This is a genomic window from Umezawaea sp. (assembly GCF_036375055.1).
GTDB lineage: Bacteria > Actinomycetota > Actinomycetes > Mycobacteriales > Pseudonocardiaceae > Umezawaea.
Window position 1 is genome coordinate 21,939 of sequence record NZ_DASUSQ010000010.1, and the last position, 15,703, is coordinate 37,641.

The window sequence follows — 15,703 nt, forward strand, 5'->3', positions numbered from 1 at the left end:
GCGCCGCCACGGCGAGGCGCGTTGCCGCCGCTCGGCCACGGCCTTAGGCTGCGCCCAGGTCGAGGACTACGAGGAGTTAGGTTGCGATGTCGACACCGGAGCACGTGGAGGGCAGGGCGTACGACGCTCCGCCGCCGCCGTCGCCCGGTGTGCCCCGCGCGTCCGTCGAGCTGAGCCTGGCCCCGCACGCCGCCCCGCACGACGAGGACGCGGCGGAGCAGGAGGTCGGCGAGATCGGCCCCACCGGCCGTGAGCTCCGCTTCACCGCCGAGCCGCAGCCGGTCGCCGTCCACGGGCCCGCCAAGATCCTCGCCATCTGCAACCAGAAGGGCGGGGTCGGCAAGACCACGTCCACGATCAACCTGGGCGCGTCGCTGGCCGAGTACGGTCGCAAGGTGCTGCTGGTGGACTTCGACCCGCAGGGCGCGCTGTCGGTGGGCCTCGGCATCCACCCGCACCAGCTGGACCAGACGATCTACAACGTGATCATGGAGCGCGCGGTCGGCGTGCAGGACGTGATCATGGAGACCGGCGTCGAGAACATGCACCTGCTGCCGAGCAACATCGACCTGTCGGCGGCGGAGATCCAGCTCGTGTCGGAGGTGGGCCGCGAGCACACGCTGGTGCGCACGCTGCGTCCCGTCATCGAGGACTACGACTACGTGCTGGTGGACTGCCAGCCCTCGCTCGGCCTGCTCACGGTCAACGCCCTCGCGGCGGCCGACGGCGTGCTCATCCCGCTGGAGTGCGAGTTCTTCTCGCTGCGGGGGGTCGCCCTGCTCATCGACACCATCGAGAAGGTCAGGGAGCGGTTGAACCCGAAGCTGGAGATCACCGGGATCGTCGCCACCATGTACGACCCGCGCACCCTGCACTCCCGCGAGGTCATGGCGAGGGTCGTGGAGGCGTTCGGCGAGATCGTGTTCGACACGGTCATCAACCGCACCGTGCGGTTCCCGGAGACCACGGTCGCCGGCGAGCCGATCACGAAGTGGGCGCCCCGCTCCGCGGGCGCCAAGGCCTACCGCGCACTGGCGCGCGAGGTGATCGCCAGGTGACCCGTCGCGCCTCGCTGCCCGGCGCGTCCGAACTGTTCCGCCCGACCAGTCTCGTACGCCCTGTCGACCCCGAACCCGGCCTCGCCCCGGAGCCCGCTCCGCCCGCCGCCGTCCCCGACCGCCCCAGCACCGGCAGGCAGAAGCACGACACCAAGATCACGGTGTACGTCTCCGACGAGGAGCTGCTGGCCCTGGAGCACGCGCGGCTGTCGCTGCGCGGCGCGTTCGGCCTGGGCGTCGACCGCGGCCGGATCGTCCGCGAGGCCATCGCGGTGCTCCTGGCCGACTTCGAGGAGCACGGGGAGCGGTCGCAGCTCGTGCGGAGGCTGCGCAGGCGGTGACCACTCCCGACGCGACCCGGCGGGAACCGGCGGAACCGGTACCGCCGGGACCGGCCCCCGCGCGGACCGAGCCGGCGCGGACCGAGCAGGCGCAGGTCGATCCAGCGCAGCGGGCCGATCCCGCCGACCACGGGACGTCCGGTCGCTTCAAGGTCAAGCTCACGAACTTCGAGGGCCCGTTCGACCTGCTCCTCCAGCTCATCTCGGCGCACACGCTCGACGTGACCGAGGTCGCCCTGCACACCGTGACCGACGACTTCATCGCCTACATCCGGGCGATGGGCGACGCGTGGGACCTGGACGAGACGACCGAGTTCCTGGTCATCGCGGCCACCCTGCTCGACCTCAAGGCCGCCCGGCTGCTGCCGCAGGGCGACGTGGAGGACGAGGAGGACCTGGCGCTGCTCGAAGCGCGCGACCTGCTGTTCGCGCGGCTGCTCCAGTACCGGGCGTACAAGCAGGTCGCGGCCCTGTTCGGCGAGCTGGAGAAGGGCGCGCAGCGCCGCTACCCCCGGTCGGTCGCGCTGGAGCCGCGCTACGAGGGCCTGCTGCCCGAGGTCATGCTCGGCGTCACGCCCAAGCGGTTCGCCGACATCGCCGCCGCGGTGTTCCGGCCCAAGCCGCCGCGCACCGTGTCGCTGACGCACCTGCACGTCGCCAGGGTGTCCGTCCGCGACCACGTCAACGTCATGCGCGAACGGCTGATCGCGGCCGGTCAGCTCACGTTCAGCGAGCTGGTCGCCGACTGCGAGGAGACACTGGACGTCGTGGCCCGGTTCCTCGGGCTGCTGGAGCTGTACCGCGAGACCGTGCTGGCGTTCGACCAGCCCGATCCGCTCGGCGAGCTGGTCGTGCGCTGGATCGGCGACGAGGACGCGCCGGTGGTCGAGTTCGACGAGGACGAGGAGTACGGGTGAGCGAACCGGTGGTTGCCGAGCCGGACCTCCCGGAGGAGGCCGAGGCCGAGGTCGTCGAGACCGGCCCCGACCTCTCCGACGACGCGGAGCTGGAGGCCGCGCTGGAGTCGGTGCTGCTCGTCATCGACTCCCCCGCGGGCGAGAAGCTGCTCGCCGAGGTGTTCGGCCAGTCCGTGAAGCGGGTCACCCAGACCCTCAAGAGGATGTCCGCGAGGTACACCGAGTCGGGCAGCGGCATCGACCTGCGTAGAATCGGAGACGGCTGGCGGTTCTACACGCGAGACCGGTACGCGCCCTACGTGGAGAAGCTGCTGCTCGACGGGCAGCGCGCCAAGCTCACCAGGGCCGCCCTGGAGACGCTCGCCGTGATCGCCTACCGGCAGCCGGTCACCAGGGCGCGGATCGCCGCGGTCCGCGGGGTCAACGTGGACGGCGTGATCCGCACGCTCGTCGCACGGGGTCTGATCAGCGAGATCGGTACCGACAGCGACACTGGTGGCATCCTTTACCGCACGACCGAACTGTTCCTGGAGCGGTTGGGCCTGTCGTCCCTGGCGGACCTGCCCCCGATCGCTCCCCTGTTGCCCGAAGTGGATGCGATCGACGATGTCTGAAACCCGTTCCGCGCGACCCAACCCCAACGACGAGGGGATCCGGTTGCAGAAGGTGCTCGCCAAGGCGGGCATCGCCTCGCGGCGGGTCTCCGAGGAGTTGATCGAACTCGGCCGCGTCACCGTCGACGGTGAGGTCGTCACCGAGCAGGGTCGCCGCGTCGACCCGGAGACGGCCGTCGTGCACGTCGACGGCGTCCGCGTGGTCCTCAAGGACGACGTGGTCACGCTCGTGCTGAACAAGCCGCGCGGCGTGCTGTCGACCATGCACGACGACCAGCACCGCCCGTGCGTCGGCGACTACCTGCACGAGCGCCGCGAGCGGCTGTTCCACGTCGGCAGGCTCGACGCGGACACCGAGGGCCTGCTGCTGCTCACCAACGACGGCGACCTCGCCCACCGGCTCATGCACCCGTCCTACGAGGTCCCCAAGACCTACATCGCCGAGGTCCAGGGGCCGGTCGCGAAGGACGTCGGCAAGCGGCTGCGCGCGGGCGTCGAGCTGGAGGACGGCTTCGCCCGCGTCGACTCGTTCAAGCTGGTCGACTCGATGCCCGGCAAGGCCCTGGTCGAGGTGGTCCTGCACGAGGGCCGCAAGCACATCGTGCGCCGCCTGCTCGACCACGTCGGCTACCCGGTGGCGAGCCTGGTGCGCACCCACATCGGCGAGGTCCAGCTGGGCAACCAGCGGCCGGGTTCGATGCGGGTGCTCAACCGCCAGGAGGTCGGCTCCCTCTACAAGCTCGTGGGGCTGTGACGAGTTCCCACCCCCTCAATTGACCGATCGTCGAGAACTCCGGTTCTCGACGATCGGTTTTTTCACGGCCGTCAATTCCGCGAGTGGGAGTGATCACCGGGGAAGATCTTCCGATCAACGGAATTCTTCTTGACGTGGAAGGGCGTGCCCTCGGCCGCACCCTTCCGGCGACCCGCGGTTGGGCCCGCCGCAGCAGGGCGTTGCGGCAATCGGCTCAGCGTGGGCGGCTCGACACCGTCCGTGGCCGGAATTCCCGCCTCTCCGCGGCCTTCCGCGTGAACCGCGCCGCATCCAGTACGGGCGTGTGACTTTGCGAAGTTTCCTCGCCACTCATTGTGGCGCGGGGTCACCTGTCTCTAGATTGGTCCGGGTCGTCCTGATGATGATCAATCGGAGAGGCGTTCGGCGTGCGTGCCCTCACCCGAGGTGTGCTCGGCGTGGTCGGGTTCCTGCTTGTCTGGGAGCTGTTCGGCCGGTCCGGGCTCGTCTCCGCGGAATACCTGCCGCCACCCAGTGTGGTTTTCGGCGAGCTCGGCAAGTTGTTGGGTGATCAGCTGTTCCTCCGCGACGTGCTCGCGACGGTTCTGGCTCTGCTGATCACAGTCGGTGTGTCCGTTGGGATCGCGGTCCCGCTCGGCCTGGTCCTGGGAAGCGTGCCCGCGGTGCGGTACGCGACCAGGGCCGTGGTCGAGTTCCTGCGTCCCATTCCTTCCGTGGCCTTGATTCCGCTGGCCATCGTGTTCCTCGGGATCGGTCCCGAAACGAAGATCGTGCTCGCGGTGTACGCGGCGATCTGGCCGATCCTGTTCAACACGATCTACGCGCTCGACGAACTGGACCCGCTGCTGGTCGAGACCGCCAAGGTCTTCGGCACCGGACGGGTCCGGGTGCTGTTCTCGGTGGCGCTGCCCAACGCGCTGCCGTTCGTCCTCACCGGCATCCGCCTCGCTGCCACCACGAGCCTCGTGGTCCTGGTGAGCGTGGAACTGCTCGCGGGGGGCAGCGGTGGGCTCGGGCAGTTCATCATGCTGGCCCGCAGCGGCGCCGGGCGGATGGACATGGTGCTCGCGGGCACCGTGGTCGCCGGTGTGCTCGGCTACCTCCTCAACGAGGGTCTCGAACGCGCCCAGCGCCGCTGGGTCGGCTGGAGCGCGGCCACCGGAGGTCGCTCATGACCAACTTCTTCAAGCGGTGGATCGTCTTCGTCGGGCTCGTGGCGGTGTGGCAGATCGCCACCGTGCTGGCCGACGACACGTTCTTCCCACCGCCGACGGAGATCGCGGGAGCGGCGTGGACGCTCTGGCTCTCCGGTCCGCTGGAGCAGCTGTTCCTCACGGACATCGTGTTCGAACACCTGATCCCCAGTGTTGCCAGGCTCATCGGCGGCTGGGCCATCGCCGCGGTCATCGGCATCTCGCTCGGCGTGGCGCTGGGACGGTCGCGGACGGCACTGGAGTTCGCCGGTCCACTGCTGACCTTCATGCGGTCCATCCCGCCGCCCGCGCTGGTCCCGGTGTTCCTGCTGCTGTTCAACGTCGGCACCTCGATGCAGCTGGCCACCATCGTCTTCGGCGTCCTGTGGCCGATCCTGCTCAACACGATCGACGGCGCCCGCTCGGTCGACACCCTGAAGCAGGAGACGTCCGCGGTGTTCCGCGTGCCCAAGTGGCAGTGGGTGCTCGGTGTCGTGCTGCCCTCGGCGGCACCGAAGATCTTCGCGGGCCTGCGGGTGTCGCTGTCGCTGTCCCTGGTGCTCATGGTGGTGTCCGAACTCGTCGGCACCGACAACGGCATCGGGTCGCAACTCCTGGTGGCACAACGGGAGTTCGACTTCCCGAACATGTGGGCGGGCATCGTCCTGCTCGGCGTGATCGGCTACGTGCTGAACACCGTGCTGCTGGCCGTGGAACGCCGGGTGCTCGGGTGGCAGCCCAAGCAGGAGCACACCAAACCCGCACAACTCGCGACGGCAGGGGACTGACATGACCGCCATGCTCGAGGTGGCCGGACTCGGCCACACCTACCAGGCGAAGGACGGGGCGCACCGCGCCATCGACGGGCTGACGTTCACCGTCGGCGCGGGTGAGCTGGTGTGCGTGGTCGGTCCGTCCGGCTGCGGCAAGTCGACGCTGCTGAGGACCATCTGCGGTCTGGTGAAGCCGACCGACGGCGGGATCAGCCTGCACGGCAACAAGATCGACGGTGTGCCCGACGACCTGGCCGTGGTGTTCCAGGACTACAGCCGATCGCTGTTCCCGTGGCTTTCGGTGCAGCGCAACGTGGAGTTCCCGCTGCGCCGCAGCCTCGGTCGCAAGGAGCGCCGCACGCGCGCCGCCGAGGCGCTGGAACTGGTCGGGCTGGGCGGGGCGGGTGGCAAGTACCCGTGGCAGCTCTCCGGCGGCATGCAGCAGCGCGTCTCCATCGCACGGGCGCTCGCGTACCGGCCCGCGCTGCTGCTGATGGACGAGCCGTTCGCGTCGGTGGACGCGCAGACCCGGTTCGAGCTGGAAGACCTGCTGCTGAAGGTGAAGCGGGAGCAGAACACCACGGTCCTGGTGGTCACGCACGACATCGACGAGAGCGTCTACCTCGGTGACCGCGTGCTGGTGCTGTCCGGGTCGCCCGCGGCGGTCGTGGCCGACCTCAGGGTCGACCTCCCCGGTGTGCGGGACCAGATCACCACGCGCGAGTCGGACGCGTTCGTGACGCTGCGCGGGGAGGTGGCCCGGCTGCTCAACGTCGGCAGGCCCACCGCGCGGCGCAAGGTCGCCGCGGAGGCCGCCGTGGCGGCGAAGTGGGCCGAGGCGGAGCGCGCCGCGCTGCGCGAGGCCCACGCGGAGGACCGCGCGACCAACTGAGTTCCCCCGGTAGCGCCGAAAAACGGGCGCCCCTGGTAACTCCCGCTTCGGGGGTCCAGGGGCGCCTGCGGCGTTTCAGGCCGTTTTCCTTCTGCTGCCGGGTTTCCCGAGGGCTCTGGATAGATCCAGCCGTGTCTCAATTGGTGACTTTCGGATTTTTCCCCGAAATAGTCGTCACGTGGAATGTCAGCGTGCTCACTTCGCGGAGAGGGCTCCGGCCACTCTCGAAGCGTGACCGGATCGTGCCCTTGTCCACTTGGGCCCCGTCGGGTGGACTTCGCGCGCGTCCCCCGTTCGGACGCGTGCTCGCAGGCCTCGGCCCGTGCGCCGGTTACCGAACGTTGCCGAAGACCGTCCGGTCCTCCGGAATTCCAGGTCGATGTGGACACTGCGATCGGTCCTTCCCGGTGTCGCTGAACGCGTTCCGGCGGTCCGGGCGATCTCGTGCCGGATGTCCACAAAGGTCGTGAACCGGGTGCTGGGCGTCTGCCGGGCGGCCCTGCCGGGACGGTTGCGCGAGTGGTCCGAACGCCCCTCTGATCGCGTGTGCGCGGCCCGTTCCGGGGCTTGTGGTGGGAACGTCCCCGAAGGGCGCCGACCTGACCGGAAAACGCTTCCTGTCGCCTTGTCGCGGATTTCCCCGATCCGGTCCCCCGAGAGGGCTCCCCGTCGCGGTCGGGCGGCGTTCGCGCGAGTGGTCCCGACCTCGTCGGGGACCTCTACCGCGCGGTGAGGGTGGATCGCTCGTCAATGCACCCGGTCTCAACAGGCGGGTGGGACGGGAACGCGCGGGAGCCGGGCAAAGCGGGAGCGGTTCGCGCTTCGGGAATCGGTATCGATCCACCGGTGTGGAACAGGGGGCGGCGGCGGTCCGAATTCACGCCCGCGCCACGGGCGTCCGCCACCGTGGAACTCTCGTCGGGACAATGCGCGGACGACCCTCGCGCGGAGAGCGGACGAGCCCCTGATCCCCTTGTGGCACCGCGGGGATCAGGGGCTCGTTAAATCGGCAAATATCGGTTCACCGCGCACGGCGACTCCGTGTTATTCGCGAGATGGACAATCCTCCTCGTGGGCTGGAACGGTCAGTTCGCCCCGACGTACATCTGGGCGAAGGAGGCAGCCGCCTCGCGCGACTGGATCAAGTGCTGCAACCGGGCGTGGCCCAATCGGCTCAGGAACGGTTGCTCGTTGCGGTGGACCAGGTCCACCATCCACTGCGAGAACTCCTGCGCACGCCACACGCGCCGCAGGCAGACGGCCGAGTAGTCGTCCAGGCCCGCGGTGGACTTGTGGTTGTAGTAGGAGGCGATGGCGTCGGCGAAGACCTCGGCGTCGTTCAGCGCGAGGTTCATTCCCTTCCCGCCCATCGGCGTGATGATGTGGGCGGCGTCGCCCAACAGGTAGAGCCGCCCGTAGCGCATTGGCTCGACCACGTGCGAGCGCATGTCGAGCACCCGCTTCTCGATGATCTTTCCTTCGGTGAGCGTCCAGTCGCTGTCGCGCAGCGCCAGGCGCTTGTGCAATTCGGTCCAGACCTTCTCGTCCGGCCAGTTGTCGACGTTCTCCCCGACCGGTACCTGGAGGTAGAAGCGGCTGACCGTAGAACTGCGGAGCATGTGACCCGCGAATCCGTCCGCGTGCAGCGCGTAGATGACCTTCTCGGTCGACGGCGGCGCCTCGGCGAGAATGCTGAGCCACCCGATGCCGTGCTGGTGGGTGAATTCCTTGACCGCACCCGCCGGAATGCTCTTCCGGCTCACGCCGTGGAAGCCGTCGCACCCGGCGATGAAGGAGCAGTCGAGCTGTTCCCGCGTTCCGCCCGACGATGTCCAGGACACCGACGGGATCTCGTCCAGGTGGTCGTGGAGTTCGACGTCGGAGACCTCGAAGCGGATGTCGCCGCCGCCTGCCAGGTACTGCCCCAGCAGGTCGGTCACGACCTCCTGCTGCGGGTAGACGAAGTGGGTCCTGCCGTCGGACAGCTCGGAGTAGTTCAGCTCGTGCGCTTTCCCGTCGATGCGGAATTCGCACGCTGTGTGAGTGTCACTTTCCGTGAGCAATCGGTCGGCCAGACCGTGCCGTTCGAGCATCCGCGCCGAGCGGTCTTCGAGCATTCCCGCGCGAGGTCTCGTTTCGATGTACTCGCGTGTGCCCCGCTCCAGGACGACGCAGGGCACGTCCGCCCGCTGGAGCAGGTTCGCCGTCATCAAACCCGCAGGTCCGGCGCCGATGACGACCACGGGACGGGCTGTGCTCTGAATGGTCCATTCGAGATGAGCTTCTCTCACCGTGTACCCCTGCCTCTGGACGGCCTGTGCAAAGATGCTCACCGAAGGTAGTGGATACAGCCTTCGAGTGTCGGTCGACCGGGGTCCTAGTGAACCGCGAGTGTCACTTTGAGTGGTTTTCGCCGCGTCTGGTCGATCGAGAATCCCCCGCAACGAACGCCCCGCTCCAACCAGGAGAGTGCTTCAGATGACTCGAAGAGTCGGCCGCCACGCACGCATGATCGTCGGCGGTTTGTCCGTCCTCGCGCTGCTCGCCTCCGTCGCAGGTTGCGGCGCTCTGGGAGGCTCGTCGGAAACCCCCGCCGCCGAGAAGCCCGCGAACGGCAAGGTCGAGAAGAGCAAGATCACGCTCGGCGTGCTTCCGATCCTCGACGTGGCCTCGGTCCACGTGGCGATCAAGAAGGACTACTTCAAGGAAGAGGGCTTGGAGGTCGACCTGAAGGTCATCCAGGGCGGCGCCGCGGCCATCCCCGGCCTGATCAGCGGCGACCTCGACCTGACCTTCGGCAACTGGGTCTCGTTCTTCGCCGCCGAGTCCAAGGAGGCCGCCAAGGCCGTCGAGGGCATCAAGCTGGTGTCGGACGGCTACCAGGCCAAGCCCGACATGTTCCTGATCGTGACGACCGCCGACTCGCCCATCAAGTCCCCCAAGGACCTGGCGGGCAAGACCATCGCGATCAACACGTTCAAGAACATCGCCGAGCTGACCGCGAAGGCCACCCTGGAGGCCAACGACGTCGACCCCGCGAGCGTCACGTTCAAGGAGTTCGCGTTCCCGGACATGCAGGCCGCGATCGAGAACAAGACCGTTGACGCGGCGTTCATGGTCGAGCCCTTCATCACGCGCGCCCAGCGCTCCATCGGCTCCGTGACCGCCCTGGACGCCGCGAGCGGCCCGACGGACAACATCCCGATCGCCGGCTACGCGACCAGCGGGAAGTTCGCCAAGGAGAACCCCAACACCGTCGCGGCGTTCCAGCGCGCCATGGCCAAGGGGCAGAAGGACGCCGCCGACCGCCCCACGGTCGAGCCGCTGCTCCAGGAGTACGCGAAGGTGGACAAGGAAACCGCGAGCCTCGTCCACTTCGGTGAGTTCCCCACCACTTTGGACGCCACGCGCCTGCAAAGGGTCGCGACGCTGATGAAGACCTACGGTCTGCTGGAGAAGGAGATGGACGTCAAGCCGATGCTCATCGCCCCCAGTAGCTGACGAATCAGGCGATTGCGGGGAGCCTCTTCGGCTCCCCGCAGTTGTTTCACACCCGTCTCATCGGTGAAAATGTCGTGAACCGCCGCTGTTAGTGTCTGTTTAGTGGCCTTCTCACAGCGATCAGTCATACTGGTTGATTTGTGAACTACCTGCGAAGTCCGCCAAATGGCGGTATCACTTCGGCCGCTTTTACTCGAAGATCCACCAGGTTTGTAGATAAGTTTCCTTTCATCGGCTTGGAAGCTGGGGAGTGTGCTGACGGTGCGCGGTCACGGTGACCCCGCGTCCGGATCCGATCCGGAGCGAGCCCGACAAGAGTCGGATGCCGAGAGCGGTAGACCCGCCAACTCGGTTCCGACCGCGAATTCCGCGTCATCCCGTCCCGCTGCCGGCGGCCGGGATGCTCGCGCAGACACGGAGGCCCTGGTCGTGCCAGGGGGCATCCGACGCTGGCGCCTCACCAACTGGCGCCTGCGCAGCAAGCTGGCCGTGGTTCTGCTGGTCCCCGCGCTGAGCACGCTCGCGCTCGCCGGACTGCGGCTGAACAGCCAGCTCGACGACGTGGCGCAGTTCGGCAAGGTGCAGCGCGAACTCGCGCTCAGCGCCCAGGCGGCGTCGGTGTCCGACGCGCTCCAGCTCGAACGAGACGCCGCCGTCCACTACGTGGCGGGCAACCGGCAGGAGAACAGCGCGGAGCAGGTGACCCGCGCGGCCAAGGTCGACGTCGAGGTCGGCAAGTACCGCGACGTGGCCGTCTCCACCGAGGGCGTCGACCCCGCGGTGGCCGACGCGTTCCAGAAGTCCTTGCAGTCGCTGGACAACCTGAGCTCCCTGCGCAACACGATGCTGAGCACGCGCTACCCGGACGCCTCCGTCCTCAGCGCGTACAGCCAGATCCTCACCGCCGTGAACCAGGTCCACCGGATCGCGGCGGGCGGCGTGAGCAACTCGCGGCTGACCCCGCTGTCGTCGGCGAACCTCGCGCTCTACGGCGCGCGGGAACAGATGTCGCAGCAGAACGCGATCCTGGTGGCCACGGCCAAGCGCGGCGAGTTCGCGCCCGGACAGGTCAACGCCCTGCGCGCCGCGCAGTCCAGGTTGGACGCCGCGCTCGTCGACTTCACCGGTTCCGCCTCGCAGGAGAACCGGCAGCGCTTCCAGGACGTCGTGTCCGGCGGCGCCGTCGACGGCCGCAACCGGCTCGTCCAACTGGCCCTCGTGCAGCAGGAGATCAGCCAGGAGGAGGACGACGACCAGCGGGTCACCATCTCCGACGCGGAGGTCCTCCGGCTCGGCGAGGACACCGCGGGCCTGATCACCACGGTGTCGCGCGACATCGAGAGCCAGATCCGCGTCACCTCCGACGAGCTGATCGCCGAGGGTCGTGCGGGCGCCTGGCGCGACGCCGCCCTCGTGCTCGTCGCCCTGCTCGTCGCCTTCGGCCTCATGGCGATCGTCGCCCGCTCCATGGTCATCCCGCTGAGGGTCCTGCGCCGCACGGCCCTCGACGTGGCGCGCAACCGCCTGCCGGAGGCCATCCAGCGGATCCGCCAGCACCGCGACCCGGAGCTGGCCGCCGAGGAAGCCCTGTTCCGCGTGCCGATCAACACGACGGAGGAGGTCGGCCAGGTGGCCCGCGCGTTCGACGCGGTGCAGCGCGAAGCGGTCCGCCTCGCCGTCGAGCAGGTGGCCCTCCGCGCGAACGTCAACGACATGTTCATCAACCTGTCGCGGCGCAGCCAGGCGCTCGTCGAGCGCCAGATCGGCGTGATCGACCGGTTGGAGCAGGACGAGCAGGACCCGGACCAGCTCGCGAGCCTCTTCGAGCTGGACCACCTCGCGACGCAGATGCGCCGCAACAGCGAGAACCTCCTGGTGCTCTCCGGCACGACGGTCAACCGCCGCGTCACCCGGCCCGTCCCGGTGTCCGAGGTCCTCGGCGCCGCGGTGTCCGAGGTGGAGAAGTACGCCCGGATCCAGATCGCGCCGGGCCCGGAGATCAAGGTGCAGGGCCGGGTCGTCAACGACCTCGCGCACCTCATCGCCGAGCTGCTGGACAACGCGACCGCGTTCTCCAAGCCCACCACCAAGGTCACGGTGCGGGCGACGGAGACCCGGCGCGGCGAGATCGCGATCCGCATCCACGACCGCGGTGTCGGTATGCAGGAGGACGACATCGTGGAGGCCAACCACAAGCTCAACGAGCCCCCGGAGGTCGACGTCTCCGTCGCCCGCGAGATGGGCCTGTACGTGGTCGGCCAGCTCGCCAAGCGCCACGAGATCCGCGTGACGCTGAGCAACAACGACGACATAGAGGGTGGCGTCACCGCGCAGGTCGTCCTGCCTGCCTCGTTGCTGCACAAGGGTGTCTCGCAGCTCCCGCCCGCGCCGCCCGCGCGGTCGACCGCGTCGAGCTTCGAGGACCACCTGTCCGGCCAGGTCGAGCAGACCGGTGTCGGCGTCATCGCCGGTGTTCCCAAGTGGACTCCCGGTCAGGTCGACTCGGGCCAGTTCCCGCAGGTGATGTCGGCGCCCGACGAGGACCCGCACGCGGAGCACCTGGTCGAGCGCACGTCCACCGAGGATCTGTTCACCGCCACCGTCCAGGGCATGAAACCCGTGCAGCCGGACGGTGTCGACCCGATCGACTACTCCTACCCGCCCGCGGCCGAGCGGACCGTGCTGCCGCGCAAGCCCGCGCCGAAGCCGAAGGTCGAGCCGGTCACCGAGCGGCTGCCGATCTACGAGGACGTGCTGTCGCGCTGGTTCCAGGGCGGCGAGACCTCCGAGGCGCCCGGCAGCGGCAACGGGCACACCAACGGCAACGGCAACGGCCACACCAAGGGCGCCGAGGCCACCGAGATGCTCGCGCCCGCCGCGGCGGCCGAGCCGCCCGCCCAGCGGACGTCCTCGCCGCAGCTGCCCAAGCGCGAGCTCTCCGACACCACCCCGCCCGTCCCGGCGCGCAAGAAGTCGCCGAAGGCGGACTGGGGCGTGGCGGACGAGGGCTGGCAGACGGCCAACAAGGTCCTGAAGACCGCGGTGGACGACAAGACGACCGCTGGGCTGCCCAAGCGGGTCCCCAACGCCCGTCTCATCCCCGGCTCGCCCGCGAAGCAGGCCTCCGCGCCCGCCAAGCAGGCCCAGAGCGGCCAGGGTGGCGGGCAGACCGCCTCGGTCGCGACCGCGGTCGCCCCGACGCGGCGGCGGTCCGCCGAGCGGCTGCGCCAGCAGTTCGCGACCTACCAGCGGGGCGTGCAGTTGGGACGCGAATCCCTCGACGACATCGAGTCGTGGGACAGTCCCTTGTTCGGTAGCACCTCAGGGGACACGAGCGCACAGAAGGAGCAGCGGTGACCACCACGTCCGAAGAACTGGACAACTTCAGCTGGCTGGTCGAGGACTTCGTCAGCAGGGTAGCCGGGGTCGCGCACGCCATCGTGGTGTCCGCGGACGGACTCCTCCTGGCGGGCTCCGAGCGTCTCCCGATCGACCGCGCCGAACAGCTCGCCGCCGTGGCGTCGGGCCTCGTGAGCCTCAACCTCGGAGCGGCGCGCTGCTTCGAGGCGGGTGAGGTGAAGCAGACCGTGGTCGAGATGGAACGGGGCTACCTGTTCCTGATGTCGATCAGCGACGGGTCCTGCCTCGCGGTGCTGGCCGCCCCCAACTGCGACATCGGGCTCATCGGCTACGCCATGACCCGGCTCGTGGAGCGGGTCGGCATCCAGCTCACGCCGGAGATCCGCTCGCAACTGCACGTGTCGATGCGCGGCTGACCAACTACTCAAGGGAAAGCAGACCAGCGATGAGCTCTGGTGCTCTCGGACGACCGGGGTCGCCCGCCAAGCCCACCATGTCGACGAAGATCGTCGTGGCTGGTGGATTCGGCGTGGGCAAGACGACCTTCGTCGGGTCGGTGTCCGAGATCGTGCCGCTGACGACGGAGGCGGTGATGACCGAGGCCAGCGTCGGCATCGACGACCTGTCGGCGACGCCGAACAAGGTCACCACCACCGTGGCGATGGACTTCGGCCGCGTGTCCCTGGACAGCGACCTGATCCTGTACCTGTTCGGCACGCCGGGTCAGCACCGGTTCTGGTTCATGTGGGACGACCTGGTGCGCGGCGCGATCGGCGCCGTCGTGCTGGTCGACACCCGCAGGCTCGACGACGCGTTCGCCTCGATCGACTTCTTCGAGGACCGCGAGCTGCCGTACGTGGTGGGGGTGAACTGCTTCGACGGCCTCATGCACCACCGGGTGGAGGACATCCGCGAGGCGCTCACCATCGAGCCGTCCGTGCCCATCGTCCCCTGCGACGCGCGCAACCGCCAATCGACCAAGCAGACGCTCATCACCTTGGTGGAGCACGCGTTGCGCCAACCCACCTACGCGTGAATTCGCTACTTGTTCAGGTGGTGTGAACCACCGTTGTCCGCTGTTCCGAGAAGGCTGGCCGATGAGGTCGGCCTTCTCGGGTGAACGGAGAACAACGGTGGAACGTCGGAACTTCCTGAGGGTCGCGGTCGTCGGAACGGCGGCCGCGGCCTTCGGCGGCGCCTCGTGGGCGGAAGCCTTCGCCGCGGGCGCCCAGCCGGGGCCGAGCCCCTACGGCCTCCCGCAGGCCGTGAACGCCGGCGGGTTGATGCTCCCCGCGGGGTTCACCAGCCGGGTCGTGGCCCGCAGCGGCCAGCGGGTCGCGGGCACGTCCTACACCTGGCACCCCGCCCCGGACGGCGGCGCGTGCTTCCCCGACGGCAGCGGGTGGATCTACGTCTCCAACAGCGAGGTGCCCACGACCGGTGGTGTCGGGGCGATCCGCTTCTCCTCCACGGGCGCCATCACCGACGCCTACCGCACCCTCTCCGGCACGAACGTGAACTGCGCGGGCGGCGCCACCCCGTGGGGGACCTGGCTCTCCTGCGAGGAGGTGGACCGGGGGCGCGTCTTCGAGACCGACCCGCGGGGCGTGACCGCCGCGGTCGCCCGGCCCGCGATGGGGCGGTTCAAGCACGAGGCCTGCGCGGCCGACGCCGACCACGGCTACGTCTACCTGACGGAGGACGTGAGCGACGGGTGCTTCTACCGGTTCAAGCCCACGGCCTGGGGTGACCTGTCCGCCGGGACGCTGGAGGTCATGGTGGGGCCCACCTCGCAGACCTCGGGGCCGGTGACGTGGAAGGCCGTCCCCGACCCCGACGGCAGCCCCACCGCGACCCGCTCGCAGGTGTCCGGCGCGAAGCGGTTCAACGGCGGCGAGGGGTGCTACTACGCCGGTGGCACGTGCTGGTTCACCACCAAGGGCGACAACCGCGTCTGGGCCTACGACGCGGACGCGAGCACGATCGGCCTCACCTACGACGACTCCCTGGTCGCCTCCGGCACCGCGCCGCTGACGGGCGTCGACAACGTCACCCGCTCGACCTCCGGCGACCTCTTCGTCGCCGAGGACGGCGGCGACCTGGAGATCTGCCTCATCACGCCGGACGGTGTCGTGGCACCGTTCCTGCGGGTGCCGAACCAGTCCTCCTCGGAGATCACCGGACCCGCCTTCACCCCCGCGGGCGACCGGCTCTACTTCTCCTCGCAGCGCGGCACGAGCGGCAGCAGCGGCGGTGGGATCACCTACGAGGTCAGCGGTCCGTTCCGCCGCTGAATCACA

Annotated in this window: 14 protein-coding genes; 13 read left to right on the forward strand and 1 reads right to left on the reverse strand. The window is 69.0% G+C overall.

The genetic code is table 11. The features are described from left to right. The first annotated feature begins 86 nt into the window (after positions 1-86). The 8 genes from VFZ92_RS03030 to VFZ92_RS03065 all read left to right on the forward strand — a co-directional run bounded on the left by VFZ92_RS03030 (position 87) and on the right by VFZ92_RS03065 (position 6,542). Positions 87-1,058, forward strand: a complete 972-nt coding sequence (locus VFZ92_RS03030) for an AAA family ATPase (RefSeq protein WP_330874116.1) — start codon at positions 87-89, stop codon at positions 1,056-1,058. Continuing rightward, complete coding sequence (locus VFZ92_RS03035; RefSeq protein ID WP_330874117.1) at positions 1,055-1,399, forward strand: hypothetical protein; 345 nt, start codon at positions 1,055-1,057, stop codon at positions 1,397-1,399. Before VFZ92_RS03030 ends, VFZ92_RS03035 begins: the two co-directional genes overlap by 4 nt. Next, the gene (locus tag VFZ92_RS03040; RefSeq protein ID WP_330874118.1) at positions 1,396-2,316 is read left to right on the forward strand and encodes a segregation and condensation protein A; all 921 of its coding nucleotides are present in this window, start codon (positions 1,396-1,398) and stop codon (positions 2,314-2,316) included. Before VFZ92_RS03035 ends, VFZ92_RS03040 begins: the two co-directional genes overlap by 4 nt. Next, a complete protein-coding gene (scpB, locus tag VFZ92_RS03045) occupies positions 2,256-2,930 on the forward strand; it encodes an SMC-Scp complex subunit ScpB (protein WP_414719795.1) in 675 nt (224 codons plus the stop codon). The genes VFZ92_RS03040 and scpB overlap by 61 nt, the downstream gene beginning before the upstream one ends. After that, positions 2,923-3,684 carry a pseudouridine synthase gene (locus VFZ92_RS03050; RefSeq protein WP_259627360.1) on the forward strand — a complete coding sequence of 254 codons (762 nt, stop codon included), beginning with the start codon at positions 2,923-2,925 and terminating at the stop codon, positions 3,682-3,684. Before scpB ends, VFZ92_RS03050 begins: the two co-directional genes overlap by 8 nt. A gap of 407 nt (positions 3,685-4,091) precedes the next feature. Then, positions 4,092-4,859: an ABC transporter permease gene (locus VFZ92_RS03055; RefSeq protein WP_330874120.1), complete on the forward strand. Its 768-nt coding sequence runs from the start codon at positions 4,092-4,094 to the stop codon at positions 4,857-4,859. Beyond that, positions 4,856-5,665 carry an ABC transporter permease gene (locus VFZ92_RS03060; RefSeq protein WP_330874121.1) on the forward strand — a complete coding sequence of 270 codons (810 nt, stop codon included), beginning with the start codon at positions 4,856-4,858 and terminating at the stop codon, positions 5,663-5,665. The genes VFZ92_RS03055 and VFZ92_RS03060 overlap by 4 nt, the downstream gene beginning before the upstream one ends. 1 nt (position 5,666) lies before the next feature. Further along, entirely contained in the window at positions 5,667-6,542 is an 876-nt protein-coding gene (locus VFZ92_RS03065; protein WP_330874122.1) for an ABC transporter ATP-binding protein, read from the forward strand. A gap of 1,085 nt (positions 6,543-7,627) precedes the next feature. On the opposite strand, the gene VFZ92_RS03070 is transcribed toward VFZ92_RS03065, so the two are convergent. Next, entirely contained in the window at positions 7,628-8,875 is a 1,248-nt protein-coding gene (locus VFZ92_RS03070; RefSeq protein ID WP_330874123.1) for a 4-hydroxybenzoate 3-monooxygenase, read from the reverse strand. A gap of 145 nt (positions 8,876-9,020) precedes the next feature. On the opposite strand from VFZ92_RS03070, the gene VFZ92_RS03075 reads away from it, so the two are divergent. The 5 genes from VFZ92_RS03075 (at position 9,021) to VFZ92_RS03095 (ending at position 15,697) form a co-directional block, all read left to right on the forward strand. Next, positions 9,021-10,043, forward strand: a complete 1,023-nt coding sequence (locus VFZ92_RS03075) for an ABC transporter substrate-binding protein (RefSeq protein WP_330874124.1) — start codon at positions 9,021-9,023, stop codon at positions 10,041-10,043. Positions 10,044-10,472: 429 nt separating this feature from the next. Next, a complete protein-coding gene (locus tag VFZ92_RS03080) occupies positions 10,473-13,400 on the forward strand; it encodes a nitrate- and nitrite sensing domain-containing protein (protein ID WP_330874125.1) in 2,928 nt (975 codons plus the stop codon). After that, a complete protein-coding gene (locus VFZ92_RS03085; protein WP_330874126.1) occupies positions 13,397-13,819 on the forward strand; it encodes a roadblock/LC7 domain-containing protein in 423 nt (140 codons plus the stop codon). Before VFZ92_RS03080 ends, VFZ92_RS03085 begins: the two co-directional genes overlap by 4 nt. A 29-nt stretch (positions 13,820-13,848) precedes the next feature. Continuing rightward, positions 13,849-14,439, forward strand: coding sequence for an ATP/GTP-binding protein (locus tag VFZ92_RS03090; protein WP_330874127.1), 591 nt, complete (start codon positions 13,849-13,851; stop codon positions 14,437-14,439). A gap of 97 nt (positions 14,440-14,536) precedes the next feature. Beyond that, a complete protein-coding gene (locus tag VFZ92_RS03095; protein WP_330874128.1) occupies positions 14,537-15,697 on the forward strand; it encodes an alkaline phosphatase PhoX in 1,161 nt (386 codons plus the stop codon). Positions 15,698-15,703 lie beyond the last annotated feature (6 nt).

What these genes read in the sequence shown, in the direction of transcription:
- VFZ92_RS03050 (WP_259627360.1), top strand. Translation starts at nt 2,923, where the DNA reads ATGTCTGAAACCCGTTCCGCGCGACCCAACCCCAACGACGAGGGGATC.
- VFZ92_RS03065 (WP_330874122.1), top strand. Translation starts at nt 5,667, where the DNA reads ATGACCGCCATGCTCGAGGTGGCCGGACTCGGCCACACCTACCAGGCG.
- VFZ92_RS03060 (WP_330874121.1), top strand. Translation starts at nt 4,856, where the DNA reads ATGACCAACTTCTTCAAGCGGTGGATCGTCTTCGTCGGGCTCGTGGCG.
- VFZ92_RS03030 (WP_330874116.1), top strand. Translation starts at nt 87, where the DNA reads ATGTCGACACCGGAGCACGTGGAGGGCAGGGCGTACGACGCTCCGCCG.
- VFZ92_RS03075 (WP_330874124.1), top strand. Translation starts at nt 9,021, where the DNA reads ATGACTCGAAGAGTCGGCCGCCACGCACGCATGATCGTCGGCGGTTTG.
- VFZ92_RS03090 (WP_330874127.1), top strand. Translation starts at nt 13,849, where the DNA reads ATGAGCTCTGGTGCTCTCGGACGACCGGGGTCGCCCGCCAAGCCCACC.